Here is a 26,143-nt window from a genome sequence, read left to right as displayed (position 1 = left end):
ACTCCGTGGAGACTTCCATGCCTACCCCATCCCTGATCCTGCAGGCGCCGTGCGACGGCGTGCTGCTGTCCCTGGACGCGGTGCCGGACCCGGTCTTCGCCGGCCGAGCGCTGGGCGAGGGCGTCGCCCTGGATCCCCTGGGCGACACCCTGCATGCCCCCTGCGACGGCGAAGTGGTGCAGTGTGCCCGGACTCGCCATGCCGTGACCCTGCGCACCGCCGAGGGCGTCGAGCTGCTGCTGCACCTGGGCCTGGATACCGTCGAACTGGACGGCGAGGGCATCGAACTGGTCGTCACGACCGGCGATCGGGTGGCCGCCGGCCAGCCGCTGTGTCGCTTCGCCCCCGACCTGCTGGCGCGGCGGGCCAAGGCCCTGATCACCCCGCTGGTGGTCACCGAGCCCGCCGGCTTCCGGCTTGCGCCGGTCGAGCGGGCCAGCGGGCAGCACGTGGCCCAGGGCGACGCGCTGCTGACCCTGGTCCCGACGCAGCAGCACGCGGCGGCCGCCGTGGCCGACGGGCCGACCCGCTCTCGCGAGCTGGTCCTGGCGCTGGCCGCCGGCCTGCACGCCCGGCCTGCCGCGCGGCTGCGCGCCATTGCCCGGGAACATGCGGTGAGCCTGACGGTCGCCGCGGCGCAGGACGAGGCCGCCGCCGACAGTCTCAGCGCGTTGATGAACCTGGGGGGCGTGGAGGGCACGTCGCTGACGCTGACGGCGCGGGGCGAGCGGGCCGAGGCGGCCCTGGACGCCGCCCAGCGGCTGCTGACCACGCCCGAGGCCGCCGAGCCTGCCCCGGCACCTCAGGCGAGCCTCGCCGAAGTCACCGACGGCCAGTATCCCGGCCTGGTAGCCAGCGCCGGCCTGGCGATCGGCCCGCTGGTTGCCTACACCCCGGCGCTGCCGCGGGTGCCGCGGGACGGCGAGGGCCAGTCGGTCGAGGCGTCGCGCCTGACCCGAGCCCTGGAAACGGTGGGCGACGCCCTCGATGCCGAGTATCGGCGCGCCCGGGCGGCCGGTCAGGAGGCCGAGGCGGATATCTTCGCCGCCCACCAGGCCTGGCTGGAGGATCCCGACCTGCGCCGGGCGGCAGACGATCGTCTCGCCGCGGGCCGCAGCGCCGGACAGGCCTGGCGTGAGGCACTGGACGCCGAGGCCGAGCGCCTGGCCGGCAGTGGCAACCCGCTGCTCGCCGGACGCGTCGCCGATCTGCGCGACCTGCAGCGCCGGGTGATGGCCGAGTTCGCCGAGGCCGAGGCGTCAGTGCCCGAGGTGCCCGCCGGGGCCATCGTGCTCGCCGGGGATCTCACCCCCTCGGAGCTGGTGGCCCTGGCCGAGGCCCGCCCGGCCGGGCTGTGTCTCGCCGCCGGCGGTACCACCTCCCACGTGGCGATCCTGGCCCGGGCCCGCGGGATTCCCTGCCTGGTGGCCATGGGCCAGTGCATCGGCGAGCTCGACGGCGAGCGGGCCGTGCTCGATGCCGAAGCCGGGCGGCTCGAGCCGGCACCGAGCGCCGCGCGCCTGGCCGAAGTCGAGGCGGCCATCGCCGAGCGCGCCGAACGCGCCGCCCGGGAGCGGGCCGCCGCCCATGAGTCGGCCGTCACCCGCGACGGTCGCGAGATCGAGGTGGGCGCCAATATCGGCTCCGCCGACGAGGCGCGGCTGGCCGCCGAGGCGGGCGCCGACGGCATCGGCCTGATGCGCAGCGAGTTCCTGTTCCTCGAACGGTCCGCGGCACCCAGCGAGACCGACCAGCGCGGCGAGTACCAGGCCGCGGTGGACGCCCTGGGCGGCAAGCCGGTGATCATCCGCACCCTGGATATCGGCGCCGACAAGCAGCTGCCTTACCTGCGCCTGCCCCAGGCGCCCAACCCGGCGCTGGGCCTGCGCGGCTCGCGGCTGTGGGAGAGTCATCCCGAACTGCTCGATGCCCAGCTGCGCGCGCTGCTCGGCGTCACGGCCCCGGAGCGGGTGCGCATCATGGTGCCGATGATCGGCGATGCCGGCGAGCTGGCCCGGGTGCGCGAGCGCCTCGAGCGTCTCGCCGAGGGGCTGGGCGTGATCCGACTGCCGGCGCTGGGCGCCATGATCGAGGTGCCGAGCGCGGCCCTGTGTGCCCGGCGTCTCGCCGCCGAGGCCGACTTCCTGTCCATCGGCACCAATGACCTGACCCAGTACACCCTGGCCATGGATCGCGAGGATCCCGGGCTGGCGGCCCGCGCCGACGTGCTGCATCCGGCGGTACTGACGCTGATCCACACCACCGTGGAGGGCGCCGCCGGGCGCTGTCCGGTCGGGGTGTGCGGCGCCGCCGCCGGCGACGATCTGGCCGCGCCGCTGCTGGCGGCGCTGGGCGTCGACGAGCTCTCGGTGGAGCCGGCCCGGGTCCCGGCGATCAAGGCCGCGCTGCGTCGCCTGGACGTCGCGGCCCTTGCCGGGACGATCCCCGAGCTGCTGGCCCTCGACGACGCCGCCGCGGTGCGCGAGCGCCTGGCGGGATGGTTCGACGCGCAAGCCACCACCACAACAACAACTCACGAGAGGATGCCCTCATGAGCACCACCCTCGGTTCCCGACTCATGGCCGGCCTGCAACGGCTCGGCCGCTCGCTGATGCTGCCCATCGCCGTGTTGCCGGTGGCCGGCCTGCTGCTGCGCCTGGGCCAGCCGGACCTGCTCGACATCGCCTTCGTCGCCGAGGCCGGCAATGCCATCTTCGCCAACCTGGCGCTGATCTTCGCCATCGGCCTGGCGGTGGGCTTCGCCGACGACAGCAACGGTGCCGCCGGCCTGGCCGGGGTGATCGGCTACCTGGTGCTGGACGCCGTGCTCAAGACTCTCAACCCCGACATCAACATGGGAGTGCTCGCCGGGGTGATCATCGGCAGCGTGGCGGGGCTGCTCTACAACCGCTACAAGGCGATCCAGCTGCCGGACTACCTGGCCTTCTTCGGCGGTCGGCGTTTCGTGCCCATCGCCACCGGGCTGGCGGCGGTAGGGCTCGGCATCGTCTTCGGCTGGGCCTGGCCGGTCATCCAGTCCGGCATCGATGGCCTGGGCCACTGGCTGATCGAGGCCGGAGCGCTCGGCAAGTTCGTCTACGGCGCGCTGAACCGGCTGCTGATCGTCACCGGCCTGCACCACGTGCTCAACAGCTTCGTGTGGTTCGTGTTCGGCAGCTTCGACGGTGCCACCGGCGACCTCAACCGTTTCTTTGCCGGCGACCCCTCCGCCGGGGGCTTCATGGCCGGCTTCTTCCCGGTGATGATGTTCGGCCTGCCGGCGGCGGCGCTGGCCATGTACCACGCCGCGCCCCGGTCGCGACGCGCTCAGGTGGGGGGCCTGCTGATGTCGCTGGCGCTGACCGCCTTCCTGACCGGGGTGACCGAGCCCATCGAGTTCACCTTCATGTTCCTGGCGCCACTGCTCTATGGCTTCCATGCGGTGATGACCGGGGTGTCCATGGCCCTGATGCAGTGGCTGGACGTCAAGCTCGGCTTCACCTTCTCTGCCGGCGCCTTCGACTATGCACTGTCCTACGGACTGTCGACCCACGGCTGGCTGATGCTGCCGGTGGGACTGGCCTACGCCGCCCTCTACTACATGGTGTTTCGCTGGGCCATCGTGCGCTTCGATCTGCCGACGCCGGGCCGTGAGCCCGAGGTTGAGGCCGCCAAGGCGGCGCCGACGGCCGCCGGTGAGCGTGGGCCGGCCTTTGTCGCCGCCCTCGGCGGGGCGAGCAACCTGCAGAGCGTCGGCGCCTGCACCACCCGGCTGCGGCTGGTGCTCGCCGATGCCGAGGCGATCGATGAAGCATCCCTCAAGGGGCTGGGGGCCCGCGGCGTGCTCAAGCTGGGCGGAGGAGGCCTGCAGGTGATCCTCGGTCCGATCGCCGACGGCGTGGCCGATGAGATTCGTGTCGCCCTGGCGGCCGAGGGCGTGGCCGCCCCCGGCGATGCCTCGCCGGGCGACGCCTCATCGGTCGCCGCCGAGACGGTGCCGGCGCCGGACGCCGAGCGAGTCGGCCGCTGGCGCGAGGCGCTGGGCGGGGCGGACAACCTGCGTCGCCTGGAGGCCCTGGCCCATAGCCGGCTGCGCGTCGAGCTGGCCGACGAGGCCCGGCTGGACGTCGCGGCCCTCGAGGCCCTGGGCTGTCGGGGACGCCAGTCGCTGGGGCAGGGCGCCTGGCACCTGGTGGTCGGCGACCAGGCCACGCCGCTGGCCCGCGCGCTGAACGCCGGCTGAGCCCGCTCCGGGGGCGCCGCGCGACCGCGAGCGACGCCTCCGGGGCTGGTAGAATGGGCGCACACTCTTGTCAGCGGAGGGCGCCGCCCATGTCGGCCCATCTCATCGTCAGCGACCTCGACGGCACCCTGCTCGGGGCGGATCACGCCTTGGCGGACGACACCGTGGCCACCCTGCGCGCCCTGGCGGCGCGCGGGCACCACATCGCCCTGGCCTCGGGGCGCCACTATCGCGACATCTTGGCGTTTCGCGACCGCCTGGGCGTGGATGCCCATATCATCAGCACCAACGGCGCCTATACCCACGCCCCGGATGACACCCTGATCGTGGCGCGCCACCTGCCGGTCGAGCTGGCCCGCGCGCTGATCGACCTGCCGCGCCCCGACGCCGTGCGCCTCAACCTCTACCACGATGACGAGTGGGTGATCGACGCCGAGGCGCCGAGGCTGCTGGCGCTGCACGCCCACACCGGCTTCGGCTATCGGGTGGTGGCGCCCGAGCGGCTGGCCGCCGAGGGCGTGGGCAAGGTGCTCTACATCGGCGAGCCCGGGCACCTGGCCGAGCTCGAGGGCGAGGTGCGTCGCCGCGCCGGCAAGCGACTGCACGTCACCTATTCCATGGGTAACTCGCTGGAGATCATGGCCGAGGGCGTCAACAAGGGCACCGCGCTGACGGCGCTGCTCGAACGGCTCGACCTGCCCGCCGGGCGCTGCCTGGCGTTCGGCGACAACCTCAACGACACCGAGATGCTGGCGCTGGCCGGCGAGGCCCACATCATGGCCAACGGCCACCCCGAGCTGGACGCGCGCCTGCCCGAGGCACGGCGCATCGGCCATCACGCCGAGGCGGCCGTGGCACGGCATCTGGCCGAGCGATTCGCCCTCTAGGCCGGCGCGGGTGCGAGGCGGGCGTTGCCACGATGGTGGTATCGCCCGACGACGGCGGCGCGGGTAAGGTGTCTGGCATGACGACTCCCGCCGCTACCCTGATCGTGGTCGACGACGACCCGGAGATTCGCGACCTGCTGGCCGACTATCTGGGCCGGCACGGCTATCGCGCCCTGGTGGCGGAGGACGCCGTGGCGCTGCGCGAGCTGCTCGCCAGCGAGGCGCCCGACCTGCTGATCGTCGATCTGATGCTGCCCGGCGACGACGGCTTCGCGATCTGTCGCGAGGTGCGCCGCGACGGCGAGCTGCCGATCATCATGCTGACCGCCAGCCCCGACGAGACCGACCGGATCCTCGGCCTCGAGCTCGGCGCCGACGACTATCTGGGCAAGCCCTTCAATCCCCGCGAGCTGCTGGCTCGGGTCAAGGCGGTACTGCGGCGCTGCCGGCCCCGTGAGCCGGCGGTCGCCCCGGCGCGGGCCCGGGTAGTGGCCTTCGGCGACTGGCGGCTGGACCGCATCACCCGTGAGCTGATCGACGCCGGTGGCGCGCGCAGCGCTCTCTCCGGCGCCGACTTCACGCTGCTGCAGGCCTTCCTCGATCACCCCGAGAAGGTGCTGTCGCGAGATGTCCTGTTCGACCTGACCCGCGGGCGTCCGGCGCCGCCGCTGGATCGTTCCATCGACGTGCACGTCTGCCGGCTGCGCCAGCGGCTAGGCGAGGATGCCCAGCACTCGGCGCTGATTCGCACCGTGCGCGGCGCGGGCTACGTGCTGGCGACCCGGGTGGACGTGATCGCGTGAGTCGGGGTGTCTGGCGGCGCGGCCGGCGGCGGCTGGCGCGCTGGCTGCCGCGCACGCTGCGCGGCCGTTTCCTGCTGATCATGCTGGTGGGGGTGCTCGGCGCCCAGCTGGCCAGCTATGCCATCTGGACGACACAGGTGCGCGACGGCCGGCTCGCCCGACTCGACGAGCTGTCGCGCGATATCGCCTATAGCGTCGCCTCCACGGTGCGCTTCTTCCGCTCGCTGCCCTATGGCTATCGCCATATCGTGCTCGACCAGCTGCGCGACATGGGCGGCACGCGTTTCTTCGTCAGCGTCAACGATCACCGCATCGCCGTGGCCGACGCCGGTGGAGGGCCCGAGGCGCGGCTGGTGATCGACAATTTCCATGCAGTGCTGCGCGCCGAACTCGGCGTTACCGACGCCCTGGTGGCCTTCTCCGAACCCGGCACCCTGCGGCTGCTCAATAACGAGGTGCCGCTGCGCGACCTGCCGCCGCGCTGGGGGCAGCACAGCCTGCTGACGGCGCCGCCGACGCAGCCGATCCTGGTGGTGCAGCTCCCCCTGGAGGCCGACCAGTGGCTCTATGTGGCCACCCTGCTGCCGGTGCCGGAGGGGCTGGACGCGCGTCACTGGCTGTCGGCGGATCGCCTGTTCGTGCTGCTGATGGTGCTGCTCACCGTGATCGGCCTGTCGTGGCTGGGCATTCGCAGCGCCACGCGGACCCTGGCGCGGCTGGCCAGGGCGGCGCGACGCCTCGGCGACGATCTGGATGCGCCGCCGCTCGGCGAGGGCGGGCCGCGGGAGGTCGCCGCCTCGGCGGCGGCCTTCAATCGCATGCAGCGGCGCATTCGACACCAGTTGGAGGAGCGCGAGCGGCTGTTCTCGGCGATCTCTCACGATCTCAAGACCCCGATCACCCGCCTGCGGCTGCGTGCCGAGATGCTCGACGACCCGACCCAGCGCGAGCGTTTCTGCGCCTCCCTCGACGAGCTCGATCGGCTGGTGAGAGGCGCGCTGGACTCGGTCAAGGGGCTCGACATGCACGAGGAGGTCGCCGCCGTCGCGCCGCGGGCGCTGATCGACGAGCTGGCCGGCGAGCTGCGTCTGCAGGGCGGCGAGGTCACCGTCGAGGGCGAGGCGGCGCCGCTGGCCGTCAAGCCGCTGGCGTTCAAGCGCTGCCTGGCCAACCTGCTGGAGAACGCCGTCTTCTACGGGCGGCGGGCCGAGGTGCGCCTGACGGACGACGCGCAAGCGCTGCGCCTCGATATCCGCGACCATGGTCCGGGCATTCCGGTGGACCAGCGCGAGCGGGTCTTCGAGCCCTTCGTGCGGCTGGAACCGTCGCGCAGCCGGCATACCGGCGGCAGCGGCCTGGGGCTGGGCATCGCCCGGCACATCCTCGAGGCCCATGGCGGACGACTGCGGCTGCTCGATCCCCCCGGTGGCGGGCTGGTGGTTCGCCTCGAGCTGCCCCGTCCCGGCCCGCTGGCCCCGTAACACTTCGCAGCATTCGGAAATACGCATTCCTGGCGGCTCACGCTAGGCTGGACCCGATATTCCTGCAGGAGGCACCCAGTGAACGTCTACGATCGCGACTTTCTCGCCGCCCATGTGCGCAAGACCATGGCCTTCTACCATCCTCGCGCCATCGACCCGCACGGCGGTTTCCATCACTACCTGCTCGACGACGGCACCATCCTCGATCGCGGCCACCGGCATCTGGTCTCCAGCGCCCGCTATGTGGTGACCTACGCTCGCTATGCCCGTCACGGCGGCGGTGACGAGTACCGCCACTGGGTCCGCCATGGCCTGGCCTATCTGGAACGGGCGCACTTCCAGACCGCTACACAGGGCTATGCCTGGACCCTGGACGCCGGGGTGGTGGAGGACGATACGAACCACTGTTACGGGCTGGCTTTCGTGCTGCTCGCCCATGCCGAGGCGCTCAAGGCCGGCATCGACGAAGCGCGAGACGGCCTGTACGCCGTCCATCGGCTGCTGCAGAAGCGCTTCTGGGAGCCGCAGTGGCAGCGCTTCGCCGACGAAGCCGACCGGCACTGGCGAGTGTCGGCCTATCGCGGCCAGAACGCCAACATGCACGGCTGCGAGGCGCTGATCGCCGCCTTCGAGGCCACCGGCGACGCCGCCTTCCTCGACCAGGCGCTGGCCATCGCCCGGGCCATGGTGACGGCCAATCGCGATCATCCTCACGGCTGGATCTGGGAGCACTACGACGACCAGTGGCGCCCCGACTGGGACTACAACCGCGACGATCCCGCCCACCTGTTCCGCCCCTGGGGCTATCAGGTCGGGCACCAGACCGAGTGGGCCAAGCTGCTGGTGATGCTGGAGCGTCATCGCCCCGAGCCCTGGCTGGTGCCCGCGGCCGAACGGCTGTTCCTGTCCAGCGTGACGGCGGGCTGGGATCGTGATCATGGCGGCCTGGTCTATGGCCTCGATCCGGCGCAGCGGGTCTGCGACGGCGACAAGTACTTCTGGGTGCAGGCCGAGAGCCTGGCGGCGGCGGCGCTGCTCGGCGCGCGCACCGGCCGGCCCGCCTACTGGCGCTGGTACGAACGACTCTGGGACTACAGCTGGCGCCACTTCATCGACCACCGCCACGGTGCCTGGTACCGCATCCTGACCCCGGACAATCGCCGCTACTCCGACGTCAAGAGCCCGGCCGGCAAGGTCGACTACCACACCATGGGCGCCTGCCACGACGTCATGGATGCCCTGGCCGGGCGAGATGTTTCAGCGCCGTAATATCTCGGCAATACTATCCAGCATTAGGTAACGCCTATTGATGCCACGAATGCGCTAGCGTGAGGCGAGCCGCCAAGGTTTCGGGCGGCAGTCGAGACAACAACAATCAGGAGGCACGGCACATGCGCGCATTGATGCGATTCACCCCACTCCGCCATGCCCTGCTGGGACTGACCGCGGCTGGTGCCCTCGGCGCCGGCCAGGTCCAGGCCGGTGAGGTCGAGGTGCTGCACTGGTGGACCTCCGGCGGCGAGGCCAAGGCGGTGGGCGAACTACGCGACCTGCTCGAGGCGGAAGGGCACCAGTGGAAGGACTTCGCGGTGGCCGGCGGGGCCGGCGACAGCGCCATGACGGTGCTCAAGTCCCGGGCGATGTCCGGCAATCCGCCGGCGGCGGCGCAGATCAACGGCCCGGAGATCCAGGAGTGGGGCGAGCTCGGCCTGCTCGGCAATCTCGACGGCGTGGCGGAGCAGGGCGACTGGGATGCGCTGCTGCCCGAGGTGGTGGCCGACATGATGCGCCACGACGGCCACTACGTGGCGGTGCCGGTCAACGTCCACCGGGTCAACTGGCTGTGGGCCAATCCCGAGGTGCTGGCCGATGCCGGCGTCGAGATGCCGACCACCTGGGACGAGATGTTCGCCGCCGGCGATGCGCTGCGCGAGGCGGGCTACGTGCCGCTGGCCCACGGCGGGCAGCCCTGGCAGGACGCCACCCTGTTCGAGAGCGTGGTGCTCAGCCAGGGCGGCAGCGATTTCTATCGCCGCGCCTTCGTCGATCTCGACGAGCAGGCGCTCGAGAGCGATACCATGATCGAGGCGCTGACCACCTTCAAGCGCCTGCGCGAGCTGATGGACGAGGGCATGCCGGGACGCGACTGGAACCTGGCCACCGGCATGGTGATCGACGGCGACGCCGCCATGCAGATCATGGGCGACTGGGCCAAGGGCGAGTTCACCGCCGCCGACATGCAGGCCGGCGAGGACTATCGATGCGCGCCGGTGCCGGGCACCGAGGACGCCTTCACCTTCAACATCGACAGCTTCGCGATGTTCAAGCTCGGCGACCCCGAGGCGCGGGAGGCACAGTTCGCCCTGGCGCGGCTGATCCTCGAGCCGGAGTTCCAGAAGACCTTCAACCAGCTCAAGGGCTCGATTCCGGCGCGCCCGGATCTCGACATGAGTGGCTTCGACGACTGTGCCCTGCGCTCCATGGAGGACTTTCAGGACGCGCGCGACGCCGACACCCTGGTGCCCAGCATGGCGCACCGCATGGCCATGCGCAGCGATGTCCAGGGCGCCTTCTTCGATATCATCACCAACTACTTCAACTCGAGCGACATGAGCGCCGACCAGGCCGCCGAGCGGCTGGCCCAGGCCGCCAGCCTGGCCCTCTGAGCGTTCCGTCCGGCGCCTGCACGGCAGGCGCCGCCCCTTCCTCGAGTGTGAGGTGATCCCATGAAATCCGTTTCGACTCACGCCGACGCCTGGCGGCGCGGCGGGCGCCCCGCGGCGCGTGCCAGTCTCACGGGGCGCTTCCAGGCCTGGCTGCCCAAGCTGGTGCTGGCGCCATCCGTCGCGATCTCGCTGTGCTTCATCTATGGCTTCATGCTGTGGACCTTCGTCCTCTCGCTGACCAATTCGCGCATGCTGCCGAGCTACGACTTCGTCGGCTTTGCCCAGTATGCGCGGCTGATGGCCAACGAGCGCTGGTGGGTGGCGGCCACCAATCTCGGCGTGTTCGGCGCGCTGTTCGTCGGCATCTGCCTGGTGCTGGGAGCAGGCCTTGCGATCCTGCTCGACCAGCGGATTCGCCAGGAGGGCGTGCTGCGCACGATCTACCTGTATCCCATGGCGCTGTCGTTCATCGTCACCGGGGTGGTGTGGAAGTGGCTGCTCAATCCGGGCCTGGGCATCCAGGCGATGGTGCGCGGCTGGGGCTTCGAATCCTTCACCTTCGACTGGCTGGTGGATCCCGACATGGCGGTCTACACCCTGGTGATCGCCGCGGTGTGGCAGGCCTCGGGCTTCGTCATGGCGCTGTTTCTGGCCGGCCTGCGCGGCATCGATGACAGCATCCTCAAGGCCGCCCAGCTCGATGGCGCCAGCCTGCCGCGGGTCTATCGCCGGGTGGTGATGCCCTGCCTGCGGCCGGTGGTGTTCAGCGCGGTGATGATCCTCTCGCACATCGCCATCAAGAGCTTCGACCTGGTGGTGGCGCTGACCGGCGGTGGCCCGGGCTATGCCTCCGACCTGCCGGCGACCTTCATGTATGCCCACGCCTTCACCCGGGCCCAGATCGGCATGGGCTCGGCCAGCGCCATCCTGATGCTCGGCGGCGTGCTGGCGATCCTGGTGCCCTACCTGTATTCCGAACTGCGGAGCCGTCGACATGGATAACGTGATTCGCTCCCGGACGCCGGCGGCCCGTGCCGGGCGCCTGCTGCTGCAGGCGGTGCTGGTCGTCGCCGCACTGTGGTATCTGCTGCCGCTGGCGGTGATGGTGCTGACCTCGCTCAAGCCCCTGGACGAGATCGGCGCCGGCAGCCTGCTGACGCTGCCCGAGCATCCGACGCTGGCGCCCTGGCTCAAGGCCTGGGGTTCGGCCTGCACCGGGATGCGCTGCGAGGGGGTGAGCGGCTACTTCTGGAACTCCTTCGCCATCGTCATCCCGGCGGTCATCATCGCCACCCTGATCGGGGCGCTGAACGGCTATGCCCTGACCAAGTGGCGCTTCCGCGGCGCGGAGCTGCTGTTCGCGCTGATGCTGTTCGGCTGCTTCATCCCCTTCCAGGTCATCCTGCTGCCCATGGCCCAGACCCTGGGTTGGCTGGGGCTGTCCAGTTCCCGGGCCGGGCTGGTGCTGGTGCACGTGGTGTTCGGCATCGCCTTCACCACGCTGTTCTTCCGCAACTTCTACGTGTCGGTTCCCGACGAGCTGGTCGCGGCGGCCAAGCTGGACGGCGCCGGATTCTTCCGCATCTTCTGGCGCATCCTGCTGCCGGTGTCCAAGCCGATCATCGTGGTCTCGGTGATCTGGCAGTTCACCCAGATCTGGAACGACTTCCTGTTCGGGGTGGCCTTCTCCGGGCACGACACCCAGCCGGTGACGGTGGCGCTCAACAACCTGGTCAACACCTCGACCGGGGTCAAGGAGTACAACGTCGACATGGCCGCCGCCATGATCGCCGCGCTGCCGACCCTGCTGGTCTACGTGCTGGCCGGCAAGTATTTCGTGCGCGGGCTCACCGCGGGTTCGGTCAAGGGCTAGCGACGCCACGGGCCGGGAGCCGCCCTCATCGTCGGCGGCCCGTCGCCCCCGGTACGGGGCAACAGAACAATGAAGAGGTAACCACCATGTCAGCTTTGGAAATTCAGCGGGTCTGCAAGGACTTCGGCAGCACCCGGGTGCTCCAGGACGTCAGCCTGGCCATCGACTCGGGCGAGTTCCTGATCCTGGTCGGCCCCTCCGGCTGCGGCAAGTCGACCCTGATGAACGCCATCGCCGGCCTCGAGCCGGTGACCTCGGGAGAGATTCACATCGGCGGCGAGGAGATCACCTGGCGCACGCCCGCCGAGCGTGACATCGCCATGGTCTTCCAGTCCTATGCGCTCTATCCGAGCATGACGGTGCGCGGCAACATCGCCTTCGGCCTGGAGATGCGCAAGGTGCCCAAGGCCGAACGCGAGGCCGCGGTGGAACGGGTCGCCGATCTGCTGCAGATATCGCATCTGCTCGAGCGCAAGCCCTCGCAGCTCTCCGGCGGCCAGCGTCAGCGGGTGGCCATGGGCCGGGCGCTGGCCCGCGAGCCCAAGGTCTACCTGTTCGACGAGCCGCTCTCCAATCTCGATGCCAAGCTGCGGGTGGAGATGCGCACCGAGATCAAGAAGCTCCACCAGCGCCTGGGCACCACCATCGTCTACGTGACCCACGACCAGATCGAGGCCATGACCCTGGCCGACAGCATCGCCGTGATGCGCGACGGATGCATTCTGCAGTTCGGCACGCCGGACGAGATCTACAACGACCCGGTGGACATCTTCGTGGCCGGCTTCATGGGCTCGCCGTCGATGAATTTCGTTCCGGCGGTGCTGGAGGGTGCGCCCGGCGACTACCGCCTGCGCGTGGCCACGCCCGGCGCCGACGACCTGCTGCTGCCCTGGCCGGTGAGTCGCGAGACCGCCGCCCTGGCCGAATGCCGTGGCCGGACGCTGACGCTGGGCCTGCGTCCCGAGCACTTCAGCGAGGAAGACGCGCGGCTCGGCGAGCAGGCCGAAGGCACACCGCTGTCGGCGACCGTCAGCGTGGTCGAGCCCACCGGGGCCGATATCCTGCTGCGCCTGCCGCTCGGCGACGGCGAGATCACGGCCCGGGTGAATCCCGACTGCCGGGTGGCGGCGGGGGAGCGCCTGGGCCTGCGCGTCGACATGCGCCGAGCGGTGCTCTTCGATCCCGACAGCGAACGGCGTCTCGCCTGACACAGGAGGTCGTCATGCCACAGCAAGCCTTTACTCTCGATCCCGAGCGGCTCGGCGAGACCATTGCCGCCGCCAAGCGCGAACTGCGCCAACGGATCGGCGATTATCGCGGCGCTTTCGCCCAAGCCGAGGCCGCCATTCTCGCCCAAGTGGCCGAGATCCGGGCCGAGCGCGAGGCAGGCTGCTCGCCGATCCCGAGCCTCGACGCCGACGACGTGGTCGCCGGCCGGGTCGACGAGGCGGTCCTGGCGCGGATCCGACGACGCGGCGCCTGTGCCATCCACGGCGTGTTCCCGGCGGCCACCGCCGCGTCCTGGAACGTCGAGATCGGCGACTACCTGGCGCGCAACCGCTTCATGGCCAGGCTCGCCGAGGCCGCCGAGGACCCCTATTTCGGTGGCCTCGACCAGGGCACGCCGCAGATCTACGGCCTCTACTGGTCGCGCCCACAGGTGCTGGCGCGCCAGGATCCGCGCCTGGCCGACGCCTGTCGCTTCCTCAATGGCCTGTGGGACGCCGGGGAGGAGTTCGATCCCGGGCGCCTGGCCTGCTATGCCGACCGGCTGCGGCGTCGTCCGCCGGGCTCGGCGAGCCTGGGGCTGTCGCCCCACGTCGACGGCGGTTCCGTGGAACGCTGGCTGGAGGCCAACTTCCGCGACGTCTATCGTCACGTCTTCGACGGCCGGCCGGAGCGCTTCGATCCCTTCGACGCGCGCAGCCGAACCCGGGTGCGCGAGGTGAAATCGCCGGCGGTGTGCTCGATGTTCCGCACCTTCCAGGGCTGGACGGCGCTGACGGCGCAGCGCGGCGGGGCCGGCACCCTCAACCTGATCCCGATCGCCGATGTGATGAGTTACTTGCTGCTGCGGGCACTGCAGGACGACGTGCCGGAGCACGATCTGTGCGGGGCCCGGCCGGGGCGAGCGCTGTCGGTGGACCCTCACTGGCATGCGCCGCTGCTCGAGGCGCTGACGCCGATCCCGGACCTGGCGCCCGGCGACACCATCTGGTGGCACTGCGACGTGGTGCATGCGGTGGACCCCGAGCATCGCGGGCACGAGGACAGCAACGTGATCTATATCGGCGCGGCGCCCTGGTGCGACAAGAACGCCGCCTACCTTGAAGAGCAGTGGCGGGCCTTCGCGTCGGGCCGCACGCCGCCGGATTTCGCCGCGGACGATTTCGAGGTGGACTTCGTCGGGCGCGGCAGGCCGGGGCAGCTGACGCCGCAGGGGCGCGGGCTGATGGGTGACCCGACGTTCAATGGACGGTGACCACGCTGCACTCGGCGGCATGGCTGACCTTGTGCGACACGCTGCCGGTGAGCAGGCCGCGCAGGTCGCTGAGGCCGCGGCTGCCCATCAGGATCGCGTCCACGTCGCGGGCGGCGGCCAGCTCGAGGATGGTACGGGTGGGGTCGCCGTAGCGTAGCAGGGGCTCGACGTGGCGGACGCCGCGGTCGCGCGCTTCCTCCGCGGCCGTATCGAGCAGCCGTCGGGCGCGACGTTCGCGCTCGTCGCGGGAGTCGGCCGCGGCCTCGCTGCCCGCGCCCCACATCATTGGCGGGTCGTGCGGCGCGGCTTCGGGGACGTGGAGCAGCAGCAGGCAGGCGTCCTGACGGTCTGCCAGCAGCTGGCAGGCCAGCGAGAGCGCCTTGCGGGAGTGGGATGAACCGTCGACCGGCACCAGGATCGTGCGAAACATGGCATCACCTCGCGACACGGGCTTCACGCCTGCAGCCTAGCCGCCGGTCGACGCTGCGTCAGCGGATCAGTGAACGGTGATCACCCGGCAGTCGGCGCCGTGGCTGACCTTGTGCGACACGCTGCCCACCACCAGGCCCTTGAGGTCGCCGAGGCCGCGGCTGCCCATGACGATGGTGTCGACGCCGTGCTCCTCGGCCGCGGCCAGGATCGTCTGGCTGGGATCGCCGCGGGTGAGCACCGGCTTGACCTGCTCGATGCCCAGGGCCTTGGCCTCCTCGATGGCGTGATCGAGCAGGGTCTGTCCGACCTCGTCGCGCTTCTCCAGGGTCGATTCCATGGGCACCGCGCCGATGCCCCAGACCAGCAGCGGCTCGTGGGGCAGGGCCTCGGGGATGTGCAGCAGGATCAGCTGGCCGTCCTCCTGGCGGGCCAGCTTGCAGGCGACGCACAGCGCCACCCGCGAGTGCTCGGAGCCGTCGATGGGCACGAGGATGGTGTGGAACATGGGATCTCTCCTTGGCGTGGCCGGTGGCATACCCTTCAGCCTAGACCCCATCGGGCCGCCTGGGATGATCCTCATCAACGCTTGTCGTCCTGCTCGCGACGCTCCAGGCGTCGCATTCTGCCCCACAGCTCGCGGCGCAGGTCGGCGACGCGCGGCCGCTCGGCCTCGTCGAAGGCCAGCGGGCGGGTCAGTCGCTGGGCGCGAAGCCCCAGCCGTGCCCCGAGCAGGCCCACCGCCATGCCCTGGCCGGCCCGCGCCGAGAGGCGTCCGGCCAGGTTCAGCGACAGCCATTCCATGCCGGCCTCGCTGGCCAGCTCACTGGCGCCAGCGAAGGCCATGTCGCGCAGGACCTGGCGAAACAGCCGCAGGCGCGCGGCATAGCCGAGCTCCAGGCCGTAGAGCCTGCACAGCCGGTCGATCAGCGACAGATGCCGCCAGGCCACCAGCGCCATGTCGACCAGCGTCAGCGGGCTCAGCGCCACCATCACCGCGGTTTCGCCGCTCATTCGGGAGATCAGCCGCCGCGCCTCGCGGTCGCGCGGGGCCAGCAGGTGGTGGGCCAGCAGGGCCCGGGTCTCGCGGCCGTCGTGATGGGGCTCATGGGCGGCGAGGAAGGCCTGCCAGTGCGGATGGTCCTCGTCCAGGCCCAGCTGGCGGCGCAGCTGGTCGGCGGTGGCGCGCGCCTGGCGGGCGGAGGCCTCCGGCAGCGCGCCGAGCGTCTCGCGCAGCCGCTCGTGGCGCCGCAGGCGGCGCAGTCGCCACAGCTCCCGGGCCAGGGCGCCGCCGCCGAGGCCGATGGCGCCGAGGCCCAGCAGCCCCCAGCCGAGCCCCAGCCAGTCGCCCTCGGCCAGCGCCGCGGGCATCGACAGCGCGAGCTCGCCGGCGCCCAGTCCGAGCCCCGCGACCAGCAGCCCGAGCAGGCCCCAGCGGCGGCGCTTCGGCGGCGCCAGCCCGGCGGTGACGGCGGCCTCACTCTCGCCGGGGGCGGCGTCCGGCTCCGCCGGCGTCGGTGGATGGTGGGCCTGTGTCGGATCGAACAGATGCTCCGGGGCCGGCGTCTCGGGCGCCTCCGGGGCGGTTTCGGTCTCCAGCGTGAAGCGCCGGCCGGGGCGCGGGTCGGATTCGCGGGGCGCGGTCATGTCAGCTTGTCTCCGATCAGCCACTCCAGGGCGGCGTCCAGGCGAATGTGCGGCAGGGCGCCGCCGTCGCGGGGCTGGGGGCGAAAGGCGGTGAAGGTGAAGCCCTGGCGGCGCCAGAAGCCGGCGTCGGGCAGGGCGGCCGGCACCTCGCCGGGGAACAGCAGCGTCTCCTCGCCCTCGAGGGTGGTGCCGCGCAGGACCGGCTGGCGTTGGCCGCGGTGGTCGACCTCGCGGGCCTCGGTGGCGCGGATCGCGGCCAGGCTCAGGGCGCGCACCGGCACGTCGGCGAAGCGCAGGTCCTTGAGCGGCTCGGCCAGCAGCGCCTGGAGCAGCCCGGTGAGGCGCGGATGCTGCTCGGGAGTGACGTGGTCGGCCTTGGTGGCGGCGATGGCCAGGCGGTCGATGCGCGGGGCGAACAGCCGCGAGAGCAAGCTGCGCCGGCCGTAGTCGAAGCTCTGCATCAGCCGCGTCAGCGCCCGGGACAGATCCTCGAAGCGCTCGGGCCCGGCGTTCAGTGCGCCCAGCACGTCGACCAGCACGATCTGGCGGTCGAAGCGCCGGAAGTGATCACGGTAGAACGGCTTGACGATGTGCTGCTGGTAGTGGCGAAAGCGTCGCGCCAGGGTGGCGTAGAGGCTCTCCGGCGGCAGCTGCGCCAGCACGGACGGATCGGCCCCGTCGAGCCCCGGCAGGGGAAAGAACTGCAGCACCGGGGCGCCCTCGAGCTCGCCGGGCAGCAGGAAGCGGCCCGGCTGAAGGTCCGAGAAGCCGGCCTCGCGGGCGGCCCGCAGGCCCTCGGCGTAGCGCTCGGCGATCTCGGCCAGGCGTGCCTCGTCGACCTCCTGAGCCGGGTCGAGCTTCGCCACCTCGCGCTGCCAGTCGGCGAACAGCGCGGCGCGCTCGCCGTCGAAGCGCTGGGCCCGGCACCAGCTGGCGAAGTCGTGCTCCAGCAGCGGCAGGTCGAGCAGCCATTCGCCGGGATAGTCGAACAGGTCCAGCGTCAGCCGGCGGGTGTCGCCGCCGATCCAGCCCGGGCGGCTGGGGCGGTAGCGGATCGACAGGCGCAGCTCGCTGATGCCGCGGGTCGGCGCCGGCCACTGCGGCGGGTCGGCGTCGAGGGCGGCGAGGGCGCGGTCGAAGGGAAAGCGCGGCACGCCGAGGTCCTGCTGCTCGACCCGTCGGGCGCCCAGCAGGCGGCCTTCCCGAGCGGCCGGCAGCAGGTCCAGTCGGGCCTCGAGCCCGGCGTGGCGCAGCTGGTCGATCAGCGAGGTCAGGAAGGCGGTCTTGCCCGCCCGCGACAGGCCGGTGACCGCCAGGCGCAGCTGGCGGTCGCGGCCGCGTTCGAGCAGGTCGCGTGTCAGGTTTCGGGGCATGGGGCGTCGCTCGGCATCCGTGTCAGCCCCTAATCTGCGGGCGGCGACGCCGGAAGGCAAGGCGACGGGCGCCGAGCAGCGCCAGCGGCAGCAGGCACAGCGGGACCAGCAGCAGGTTGAGGCTCGCCCAGCCCAGCAGCGTCACCGCCGGGCCGGCCAGCAGCGCGGTGATCGCCACGGTGGAGAACACCAGGAACTCGTTGGCGGCCTGGGTACGGGCCTTCTCGGCGGGGGAGTGGGCCTCGGTGAGCAGCCCGGTGGCGGGCAGGAAGGCGAAGTTCCAGCCCAGACCGAGCAGCACCAGCCCGGCATGGAAGCCGGCGAGCCCGGCGTCGAGCTGGGCGATCAGGGCGCTGGCCGCGAGCAGCAGGCAGCCGGCGCCGATCATCCGCGGGGCGCCGAAGCGGGCGGTCAGTCGCCCGGTGAAGAAGGAAGGCAGGAACATCGCCACCACGTGCCATTGAATGGTGGTGGCCACGTGATCGAAGCCGTGGCCGACCTCGGCCATCGCCAGCGGGGTGGCGGTCATGGCCAGGTTCATCACCCCGTAACCGACCATGGCGCTGACCACTGCCAGCAGAAACACCGGCTGGCGGACGATCTCGCTCAGCCGGCGCGGCTCGCCCTCGGCGGCTTCCCGGCCGGGCTCGGGCAGGCGCACGCCGGCCAGCAGCGCCAGGGCCAGCAGATAGAGCGCGCCAAGGCCGAGGAAGCTGCCCAGGTAGGGCACCTCGGCCAGGGCGTGGCTGTGGCGGGCCAGCCAGGGGCCGAAGAAGGCCGCCAGCACGCCGCCGCCCATCACCAGGCCGATGGCCCGGTCGCGTCCGCCCTCGGGGGCCGCCTCCACCGCGGCGAAGCGATACAGCTGGCCGAAGCCGATGCCGATCCCGATCAGCCAGGTGGCGAGCAGGAACAGGCCGAACGTCTGGGCCTGGAGGGCGGCCACGGCGAGGGCTGTGCCGGCGAGCCCCAGCAGGTGGCCGAGCACGAAGCCGCGGCGGCGACCCAGCCGCGCCATGATCAGCGAGGCGGGAATGGTGGCGCACATCAGCCCCAGCCACTGGGTCGCCACCGGGGCGGTGGACCAGGCCGGCGCCGGGGCCAGCTGGGCGCCGATCAGCGGCGATACGGCGATCAGCAGGATGTTGCCGCTGACCAGCAGGGCCTGGCACAGCGAAAGCAGGGTGACGGTCAGGGGCATGGGGCTGGCTCCTCGAGCGGGACGGGGCGGGCGCCGAAGCGCTCATGATAGACCGACGGCGGGACGCCGTAGCGGCGATGAAAGAGGCGGCGCAGCTGCTCGGCGCCGCCCAGCCGCCAGCGGGCGGCGAGACGCTCGAGCGGCGGGGCGGGATGGCCATCGATCAGCTCTCGGCGGTCACCCTCCAGGCGTAGCTGCGTCAGGTAGGCGCCGGGCGAGGTATCGAGATGGCGCCGGAACAGTCGCGACAGATGGCGCGGGGTGACCGCCATCCGCTCGGCCATGCGCTCCAGGCGGTGATCGCCGGCCGGATCGGCGTGCAGGCCGTCCAGCAGCTCGCGCAGCGGGCCGCTGGTGCGACGCTGTTGCGCGAGCGCCTCGCTGAACTGGGACTGGCCGCCCGGGCGGTGCAGGAACATCACCAGCTCGCGGGCCACCCGGCCGGCCAGTTCGGCGCCGTGATCGGCCTCGACCAGCGACAGGGCCAGATCGATACCGGCGGTCACTCCGGCGCTGGTGTAGCGGCCGCGGTCGGCGACGTAGAGCGCATCCGGCTCGACGCTTACCGTCGGGTAGGCCTGCGCCAGGGCCTGGCGTGGCGCCAGTGGGTGGTGGCGCGGCGGCCGTCGAGCAGGCCGGCTCGGGCCAGCAGGAAGGCGCCGGTGCAGATGGCGCCCAGTCGCCGGACGCGCGGTGCCATCTCGCGCAGTCCGTCCAGGTGGTGTCCGGCGCGGCACTCGGCGAACACGCCGCTGCCGCCGGCCACCAGCAGGGTATCCGGCGCGCCACGTGCCGTCAGGCCCGCCCAGTCGAGGTCGGCCACTATCGCCAGGCCGCCGTTGGTGTGAAGCGGGCCCGGGGCGCGGGCGACCAGTGACAGCTCGTAGAGCGGCCGGCCGGCGCAGTCGTTGGCGCTGGCGAAGACCTGCCAGGGGCCGCTGACGTCCAGCGCCTGGCAGTCGGGATAGGCCAGTAATACGACGCGGCGCGGCGGGAAAGCATCGGACATCGGCGGGTTCCTTGACGAGACGATGTCTGAAGTCTGGCGGCTGGCGTCGATGTCTACAACGACCCATTTCCCACTGATCAGGACATGGCGCGGCCCGAAACGACGACGCCCCGCACGGGGCGGGGCGTCGTCATGGCGCGGAGAAGCCGGCGTGGCGTCAGGCGAAGGCGGCGTAGATGGCGATCACCAGGATCACCAGCACGATGCCGGCAGGCACGGCGCCCTTCCACGGCGTCAGGTCGACGGCGCCGCTGTCCTCGTGGACCCAGGCCTCGGCGCGCGGACGCAGCTTTCCGATCACCAGCATCGCCACCACCAGCAGCACGAAGACCGAGGCGACGAAGTGGAACTCGTTCATGATCTGCGGCAGCTGGTTGAACGGCGGGATGAAGTAGCCGGCGAAGATCAGCAGGCAGCCGCCGACCAGGGCGATCTTGGCCGCCATGGGCGGCACGCGCTTGGTCAGCAGGCCGACCAGCACCACCGCCAGCAGCGGGATAAAGTAGATGGCGTTCATCTTCTGCAGATAGCCGAACAGGCTCTCCTGGCCGGCCAGCAGCGGGGCGATTGTCATGGCGATCAGCGCCATGATCCAGCCGAAGGTCTTGCTGGCACGGACCACCTGTTCCTCGCTGGCGTCCTTGTTCAGCACGCCCTTGTAGAAGCCGAGGCTGAACAGGGTGGTGGTGGAGTTCAGCGCCGAGTTGAACGACGACAGGATGGCGCCGACCATCACCGCGGCGAAGAAACCGCTGAGGTAGGGCGGCAGCACGTTGAACACCAGGTGGCCGTAGGCCTCGTCGGCCTGGACGCCCTGATCGGCGTAAAGGTGATAGGCGATGATGCCGGGCAGCACCAGGTAGAGCGGGCCGAGCAGCTTGAACAGGCCGGTCAGCAGCACGCCCTTCTGACCCTCGGCCAGGTTCTTGGCGGCGAAGGTACGCTGGATGATCTGCTGGTTGGTGGTCCAGTAGAAGACGTTGATCAGGAACACGCCGGTGAACAGGGTGGCGAAGGGCACCTGCTGGTCTTCACGGCCCATGGAGTTCAGACGCTCGGGATGGGCTTCCTTGAGCATGTCCCAGCCGGCCATCACGCCGCTGCCGTCGCTGACGGCCTGCAGGCCGAAGTAGACGATCACGAAGCCGCCGATCAGCAGGCCGATGCCGTTGAGGGTGTCGGAGACGGCGACCGTGCGCAGGCCGCCGAACAGCGCGTAGACGGCGCCGATCAGGCCCACCATCCACACCGTCAGCCACAGCAGGGTGGTGTCGGACTGGATGCCGGTCAGGCCGTGCAGGTCGAGCATGCCCTGCAGGCCCATGGCGCCGGAGTAGAGGATGATCGGCAGCAGGATCACCGCATAGGCCAGCAGGAAGATCACGTTGGCGATGCGCTGGGTGCCCTTGTCGAAGCGGATCTCCAGCAGCTGGGGGACGGTGGCGATGCCGCTGCGCAGGAAGCGTGGCAGGAAGAACAGCGCCAGCAGCACCAGGGCGATGACCGCCACCACTTCCCAGGCCATCACGCTCAGGCCATCGGCGAAGGCGGCGCCGTTGAGCCCGACCATCTGCTCGGTGGAGAGGTTGGTCATCAGCAGCGAGCCGGCGATCAACGGGAAGGTCAGGCTGCGCCCGGCCAGGAACAGGCCGTTGGTGCTTGAGTGGTCGTCGCGGCGGGTGATCCGCCAGGTCAGGAAGGCCACCAGTCCTGTAAAGAACAGGAAGGAGGCGAGGGTCAGGGCGTGCATATCGGAAACATCCTTAATGTCTGGCGCACATTGGCGTTGTCGCCGCGTGGGGACCGTTTTTTCTTGCTAACTTTACGAGAGTGGTCGGGAGTCTAGGGAACTGCCTTGCCTGTGCCATACGCCTTTCGTCTAACCTTCGGTAGTCTTTTTTCAGGATAGCGTCACCACACCCACCGATGTCGGCCATGCCCCGCCGCACAGCGGCGCCAGACGCGTCGCAGGAAGCGCCGAGCAGCGAGATCGGCCGATAGGCGGCCGCAGGCGTTGTCGGGCATCGGTCGGGTAGCGAGAGCGGGCTGCTATGCTGGGAGATCATCCGCCGTGGCCGGGGGTTGGCCCCGCTACCAGAGGAGGCAGCGACGCCATGTCAGGCCAGGAGTCCCGGGAAGTCCTCGCGTTCTGGTTCGACGAGCTGGCACCGGCGCAGTGGTTCCGCCAGGACAGTGCCCTCGACGACGAGGTGCGGCGGCGCTTCGGCGATACCCACGCGGCCGCACGCCGCGGCGAGCTCGACGGCTGGCGGCAGTCGGCGCGGGGAAGACTGGCCGAGATCATCGTGCTCGATCAGTTCTCCCGCCATATCCACCGAGACACCGCCGGGGCCTTCGCCGCCGACGCACGTGCGTTGGCGCTCGCCCGGGAGGCGGTGGCCGTCGGCGACGACGCAGCGCTTCCGGCTCGCGAGCGAGCCTTCCTCTATATGCCCTACATGCACAGCGAGTCGCTGGCCGTTCACGACGAGGCGCAGGGGCTGTTCGCGCAGCTGGGCCTGGAGGACAGCCTGCGCGCCGAGCGCCGGCATCGCGACATCCTCGAGCGCTTCGGCCGCTATCCGCATCGCAACGCCGCCCTCGGGCGAGCCTCGACCGAGGAAGAGCGGGCCTTCCTGGCCCGGCCCGGATCATCGTTCTGAGCTTGCGTTACGACCTTGCTTTTTGACACCGCATGCCGGCAGTCTGGCAGGCACATCCCTAGGAAGTGGAAAAGGAGAGTCCCATGAGCATCATCGCCTGGTTGATCATCGGCGGGTTGGCGGGCTGGATCGCCGGCAACATCATGCGCGGCGGCGGCTTCGGCCTGCTGGGCAATATCGGGGTGGGGGTCGTCGGCGCGGTGGTCGGCGGCTTCCTGTTCAGCCTGCTGGGCCTGCAGGCCGGCGGCTTCATCGGCTCGCTGGTCACCGCGGTGGTGGGGGCAGTAGTCCTGCTGTGGGTGATCGCGAAAGTGAAAAAAGCCTAGGAGTGCCCGGCGAGGTTTCGCCTCGCGCCTGACGCCTATCCCCTCACGTAAAACGCACGCCGCCTGGCCGATTGGCCGGGCGGCGTGCGTTTGGGCTAGCGCAGGATCAGGCGGTGGCGGCGGCCTGGCTGCCGACCAGCTCCGTCAGGCACTCCTCGATGATCGCGAGGCCTTCTGCCAGCACTTCGTCCTCGATGGTCACCGGCATCAGGAAGCGGATGGTGTTGCCCCACAGGCCGCAGGACAGCAGGATCAGGCCCTTCTCGCGCGCCTTCTTGCACAGCGCGCCGGCCAGGTCCGCGTCCGGGGTGTGGTTGGCCTTGTCGGAGACCACGTCGAAGGCGGCCATGGCGCCGAGATGGCGGCCGTTGGCCACGCAATCGAAGCGCTTCGCCCACTGGTCGAAGCGTTGGCCCAGCTTGTCGCCCAGGGCCTGGCTCTTGTCGAGGATCTTCTCCTCCTCGAACACCTCGAGCACCGCCAGCACCGCGGCGCAGGACACCGGGCTGCCGGTGTAGGTACCGCCCAGCGAGTTGCCGCCGGAGGCGTCCATCACCTTGTCGGTGCCGACCACGGCGGAGATCGGCATGCCGTCGGCCATGCTCTTGGCCATGGTGATGATGTCCGGCTCGACGCCGCTGTGCTCGATGGCGAACAGCTTGCCGGTGCGACCGAAGCCGGACTGCACCTCGTCGACGATCATCAGCATGCCGTGCTCGTCGCACAGCTCGCGCACCGCCTTGAGGAAGCTCGGCGAGGCGGCGTAGAACCCGCCTTCACCCAGCACCGGCTCGAGCACGATGGCGGCGGTATTCTTAGGGTTGGCATCGGTCTTCAGCGTCAGCTTCAGGCCGCGCAGGGCCTCTTCCTCGCTGACGCCGTGATAGGGCACCGGATAGGGCGCGCGGAAGACGTTGCCCGGCATGCTGCCGAAGTCGGTGGCGTAGGGCGCGACCTTGCCGTTCATGGCCATGGTCATGAAGGTGCGGCCGTGATAGCCGCCGGTGAAGCAGATCACGTTGTCGCGGCCGGTGGCGGCGCGGGCCACCTTGACGGCGTTCTCCAGCGCCTCGGCGCCGGAGTTGGCCAGCATCACCTTGCCGTGGCCGCGCACCGGGGTCACCTGGCTGAGCTTTTCGGCCACCTTCACGTAGCCCTCGTAGGGCATCACGGTCTGGCAGGTATGCATGACCTTATCGAGCTGGTCCTTGACCGCCTGGACCACCTTGGGGTGGCGATGGCCGATGTTGAGCACGCCGATGCCGCCGGCGAAGTCGATGATGCGGTTGCCGTCGGCGTCCCAGATCAGGGCGTTCTCGGCCCGGTCGGCAAACTGGGTGGCCGGGCTGGCGGCACCGCTGGCGACGTAGCGCTGCTTGAGCTCGTTGAGTTGTGCGTTGTTCATGAGACGACTCCTGTTGAGAGAGCGGTAGGGGCTCAGAGCCCGCCGACACAGACGTATTTTAGTTCAGTGTATTCGTCCAGACCGTGACGCGAGCCTTCGCGACCCAGGCCGGATTCCTTGACGCCGCCGAACGGCGCCAGCTCGGTGGAGAGCAGGCCCTCGTTGACGGCCACCATGCCGTACTCGAGGCCTTCCATGGTCTGCCAGATGCGCCGGTAGTCGCGGGCATAGAAGTAGGCGGCCAGGCCGAATTCGGTGGCGTTGGCCATGGCGATCGCTTCCTCGTCGTCGTGGAAGCGGAACACCGGCGCCAGCGGACCGAAGGTCTCCTCGGTGGCCACCCGCATCTCGGCGGTGACATCGGCGACCAGGGTCGGCTGGAAGAAGGTGCCGCCCAGGGCATGGGGCTCGCCGCCGCACACCAGGCGCCCGCCGTGCTCGAGGGCGTCGGCGATGTGCGCCTGTACCTTGTCCACCGCCGCGGCGTTGATCAGCGGGCCCTGCAGCACGCCGTCCTCGAGGCCGTTGCCGACCTTGAGCTCGGCCATGCGCGCGGCCAGCTTCTCGATGAAGGCATCGTAGACTCCATCCTGCACCAGGAAACGGTTGGTGCACACGCAGGTCTGGCCGGCATTGCGGAACTTGGAGGCGATGGCCCCTTCCACGGCCGCATCCAGGTCGGCATCATCGAAGACGATGAAGGGCGCGTTGCCGCCGAGCTCCATGGAGGCCTTCTTGACGGTGCCGGCGCACTGGGCCAGCAGCGTCTTGCCGACCGGGGTAGAGCCGGTGAAGGAGACCTTGCGCACCCGCGGGTCGGTGGTCAGCACCTCGCCGATCTCGGCGGGACGGGAGGCGGTCACCACGTTGATCACGCCCGCGGGGAAGCCGGCGTCCTCGGCCAGCCTGGCCAGCGCCAGGGCGGTCAGCGGGGTGGCCTCGGCGGGCTTGATCACCACCGGGCAGCCGGCGGCCAGGGCCGGGGCGCATTTGCGGGTGATCATCGCCAGCGGGAAGTTCCAGGGCGTGATCGCGGCCATCACGCCGATCGGCTCGCGCATCACCAGGATGCGCTTGTCGGCGCCGTGGCCCGGCAGGGTCTCGCCGGCCACGCGCTTGGCTTCCTCGGCGTAATACTCGACGAAGCTGGCGCCGTAGCCGACCTCACCGCGCGACTCGCCGATCGGCTTGCCCTGTTCGCGGGTCATCAGCCGTGCCAGGACCTCCTGGTGGGCCATGATGCGCTCGTACCAGCCTCGCAGCAGGGCGGCGCGTTGCTTGGCGGTCTGGCGGCGCCAGGCCGGCCAGGCGGCCTCGGCGGCAGCCACGGCCTCGCGGGCGTCGTCGGCGGTCAGGTCCGCCACCTCGGCCAGCACTTCGCCGCTGGCGGGATCGGTCACGGGGAAGCGGCGCTCGGCGTCGCGCCACTGGCCGGCCACATAGGCCTTGTCGATCAGCAGGTCGCTCTCGGTGAACATGGGGCTCTCTCGCGATGCGTTAGGATGGCTCGTGATGCGTTATGATTGACGAGTGTGCATTATTTGAAACACCTCGCCAAGCCCCGGCGTTGACTTTCTCTGGAAGGGGATTCGAGCATCGGCGAGGGCGGCGCTTTCCGTTACACTATGTCGCCGAATTTCCCGCGGCGCCGAGGC

At 70.5% G+C, this 26,143-nt stretch carries 23 protein-coding genes; 13 read left to right on the top strand and 10 right to left on the bottom strand.

Going from position 1 to position 26,143, the window contains the following annotated elements; translation table 11 throughout:
* Positions 1-17 precede the first annotated feature (17 nt).
* From ptsP to MYL53_RS06760, 11 genes are all read left to right on the top strand, one after another.
* Positions 18-2,555, top strand: a complete 2,538-nt coding sequence (ptsP, locus tag MYL53_RS06810) for a phosphoenolpyruvate--protein phosphotransferase (RefSeq protein ID WP_247852864.1) — start codon at positions 18-20, stop codon at positions 2,553-2,555.
* A complete protein-coding gene (gene nagE / locus MYL53_RS06805) occupies positions 2,552-4,243 on the top strand; it encodes an N-acetylglucosamine-specific PTS transporter subunit IIBC (RefSeq protein ID WP_247852863.1) in 1,692 nt (563 codons plus the stop codon). Before ptsP ends, nagE begins: the two co-directional genes overlap by 4 nt.
* Before the next feature lie 89 nt (positions 4,244-4,332).
* Positions 4,333-5,130, top strand: a complete 798-nt coding sequence (locus MYL53_RS06800) for an HAD family hydrolase (RefSeq protein ID WP_247852862.1) — start codon at positions 4,333-4,335, stop codon at positions 5,128-5,130.
* 77 nt (positions 5,131-5,207) lie between these two features.
* Entirely contained in the window at positions 5,208-5,933 is a 726-nt protein-coding gene (locus MYL53_RS06795) for a response regulator (protein WP_247852861.1), read from the top strand.
* On the top strand, positions 5,930-7,414 hold the full coding sequence (locus tag MYL53_RS06790) for a sensor histidine kinase (protein ID WP_425591740.1): 1,485 nt from the start codon (positions 5,930-5,932) through the stop codon (positions 7,412-7,414). The genes MYL53_RS06795 and MYL53_RS06790 overlap by 4 nt, the downstream gene beginning before the upstream one ends.
* 78 nt (positions 7,415-7,492) lie before the next feature.
* Positions 7,493-8,683 carry an AGE family epimerase/isomerase gene (locus MYL53_RS06785; RefSeq protein ID WP_247852860.1) on the top strand — a complete coding sequence of 397 codons (1,191 nt, stop codon included), beginning with the start codon at positions 7,493-7,495 and terminating at the stop codon, positions 8,681-8,683.
* Positions 8,684-8,805: 122 nt separating this feature from the next.
* On the top strand, positions 8,806-10,080 hold the full coding sequence (locus MYL53_RS06780; protein WP_247852859.1) for an ABC transporter substrate-binding protein: 1,275 nt from the start codon (positions 8,806-8,808) through the stop codon (positions 10,078-10,080).
* 60 nt (positions 10,081-10,140) lie between these two features.
* Entirely contained in the window at positions 10,141-11,082 is a 942-nt protein-coding gene (locus MYL53_RS06775; RefSeq protein WP_247852858.1) for a carbohydrate ABC transporter permease, read from the top strand.
* Complete coding sequence (locus MYL53_RS06770; protein WP_247852857.1) at positions 11,075-11,953, top strand: carbohydrate ABC transporter permease; 879 nt, start codon at positions 11,075-11,077, stop codon at positions 11,951-11,953. Before MYL53_RS06775 ends, MYL53_RS06770 begins: the two co-directional genes overlap by 8 nt.
* 86 nt (positions 11,954-12,039) lie before the next feature.
* Complete coding sequence (locus tag MYL53_RS06765; RefSeq protein WP_247852856.1) at positions 12,040-13,161, top strand: ABC transporter ATP-binding protein; 1,122 nt, start codon at positions 12,040-12,042, stop codon at positions 13,159-13,161.
* Positions 13,162-13,175: 14 nt separating this feature from the next.
* Positions 13,176-14,435: a YbiU family protein gene (locus MYL53_RS06760; protein WP_247852855.1), complete on the top strand. Its 1,260-nt coding sequence runs from the start codon at positions 13,176-13,178 to the stop codon at positions 14,433-14,435.
* On the opposite strand, the gene MYL53_RS06755 is transcribed toward MYL53_RS06760, so the two are convergent.
* The 8 genes from MYL53_RS06755 to MYL53_RS06725 form a co-directional block, all read right to left on the bottom strand.
* Complete coding sequence (locus tag MYL53_RS06755; RefSeq protein ID WP_247852854.1) at positions 14,422-14,865, bottom strand: universal stress protein; 444 nt, start codon at positions 14,863-14,865, stop codon at positions 14,422-14,424. The genes MYL53_RS06760 and MYL53_RS06755 overlap by 14 nt on opposite strands.
* Positions 14,866-14,931: 66 nt before the next feature.
* Positions 14,932-15,372, bottom strand: coding sequence for a universal stress protein (locus MYL53_RS06750; protein WP_247852853.1), 441 nt, complete (start codon positions 15,370-15,372; stop codon positions 14,932-14,934).
* Between the two features lie 74 nt (positions 15,373-15,446).
* Positions 15,447-16,511 (bottom strand): TIGR01620 family protein, encoded by a 1,065-nt coding sequence (locus tag MYL53_RS06745; protein WP_247852852.1) that lies wholly within the window; start codon positions 16,509-16,511, stop codon positions 15,447-15,449.
* Positions 16,508-17,884 (bottom strand): YcjX family GTP-binding protein, encoded by a 1,377-nt coding sequence (locus MYL53_RS06740; protein ID WP_247852851.1) that lies wholly within the window; start codon positions 17,882-17,884, stop codon positions 16,508-16,510. Before MYL53_RS06740 ends, MYL53_RS06745 begins: the two co-directional genes overlap by 4 nt.
* 22 nt (positions 17,885-17,906) lie before the next feature.
* The gene (locus tag MYL53_RS06735; RefSeq protein WP_247852850.1) at positions 17,907-19,085 is read right to left on the bottom strand and encodes an MFS transporter; all 1,179 of its coding nucleotides are present in this window, start codon (positions 19,083-19,085) and stop codon (positions 17,907-17,909) included.
* Complete coding sequence (locus MYL53_RS17335; protein ID WP_345740360.1) at positions 19,076-19,591, bottom strand: helix-turn-helix domain-containing protein; 516 nt, start codon at positions 19,589-19,591, stop codon at positions 19,076-19,078. The genes MYL53_RS06735 and MYL53_RS17335 overlap by 10 nt, the downstream gene beginning before the upstream one ends.
* Positions 19,592-19,647: 56 nt before the next feature.
* The gene (locus MYL53_RS17330; RefSeq protein ID WP_345740359.1) at positions 19,648-20,094 is read right to left on the bottom strand and encodes a DJ-1/PfpI family protein; all 447 of its coding nucleotides are present in this window, start codon (positions 20,092-20,094) and stop codon (positions 19,648-19,650) included.
* Between the two features lie 157 nt (positions 20,095-20,251).
* Positions 20,252-21,844, bottom strand: coding sequence for a solute:sodium symporter family transporter (locus MYL53_RS06725; RefSeq protein WP_247852849.1), 1,593 nt, complete (start codon positions 21,842-21,844; stop codon positions 20,252-20,254).
* Positions 21,845-22,208: 364 nt separating this feature from the next.
* Here MYL53_RS06725 and MYL53_RS06720 point away from each other — a divergent pair, with 364 nt between their 5' ends.
* Together MYL53_RS06720 and MYL53_RS06715 are read left to right on the top strand one after the other, a co-directional pair.
* Positions 22,209-22,757, top strand: a complete 549-nt coding sequence (locus tag MYL53_RS06720) for a DUF924 family protein (protein ID WP_247852848.1) — start codon at positions 22,209-22,211, stop codon at positions 22,755-22,757.
* Positions 22,758-22,840: 83 nt separating this feature from the next.
* Positions 22,841-23,083 carry a GlsB/YeaQ/YmgE family stress response membrane protein gene (locus MYL53_RS06715; RefSeq protein ID WP_247852847.1) on the top strand — a complete coding sequence of 81 codons (243 nt, stop codon included), beginning with the start codon at positions 22,841-22,843 and terminating at the stop codon, positions 23,081-23,083.
* Positions 23,084-23,189: 106 nt separating this feature from the next.
* Here the strand turns inward: MYL53_RS06715 and gabT are convergent, their stop codons facing one another.
* Together gabT and MYL53_RS06705 are read right to left on the bottom strand one after the other, a co-directional pair.
* A complete protein-coding gene (gene gabT, locus MYL53_RS06710; protein ID WP_247852846.1) occupies positions 23,190-24,488 on the bottom strand; it encodes a 4-aminobutyrate--2-oxoglutarate transaminase in 1,299 nt (432 codons plus the stop codon).
* Positions 24,489-24,520: 32 nt separating this feature from the next.
* Positions 24,521-25,966, bottom strand: coding sequence for an NAD-dependent succinate-semialdehyde dehydrogenase (locus MYL53_RS06705; RefSeq protein WP_247852845.1), 1,446 nt, complete (start codon positions 25,964-25,966; stop codon positions 24,521-24,523).
* Positions 25,967-26,143 lie beyond the last annotated feature (177 nt).

The organism is Halomonas getboli, from assembly GCF_023094245.1.
GTDB classification, from domain to species: domain Bacteria; phylum Pseudomonadota; class Gammaproteobacteria; order Pseudomonadales; family Halomonadaceae; genus Halomonas; species Halomonas getboli.
The sequence above is the reverse complement of the archived record's forward strand: the minus strand, read 5'-3'. Positions and strand labels throughout refer to the sequence as shown.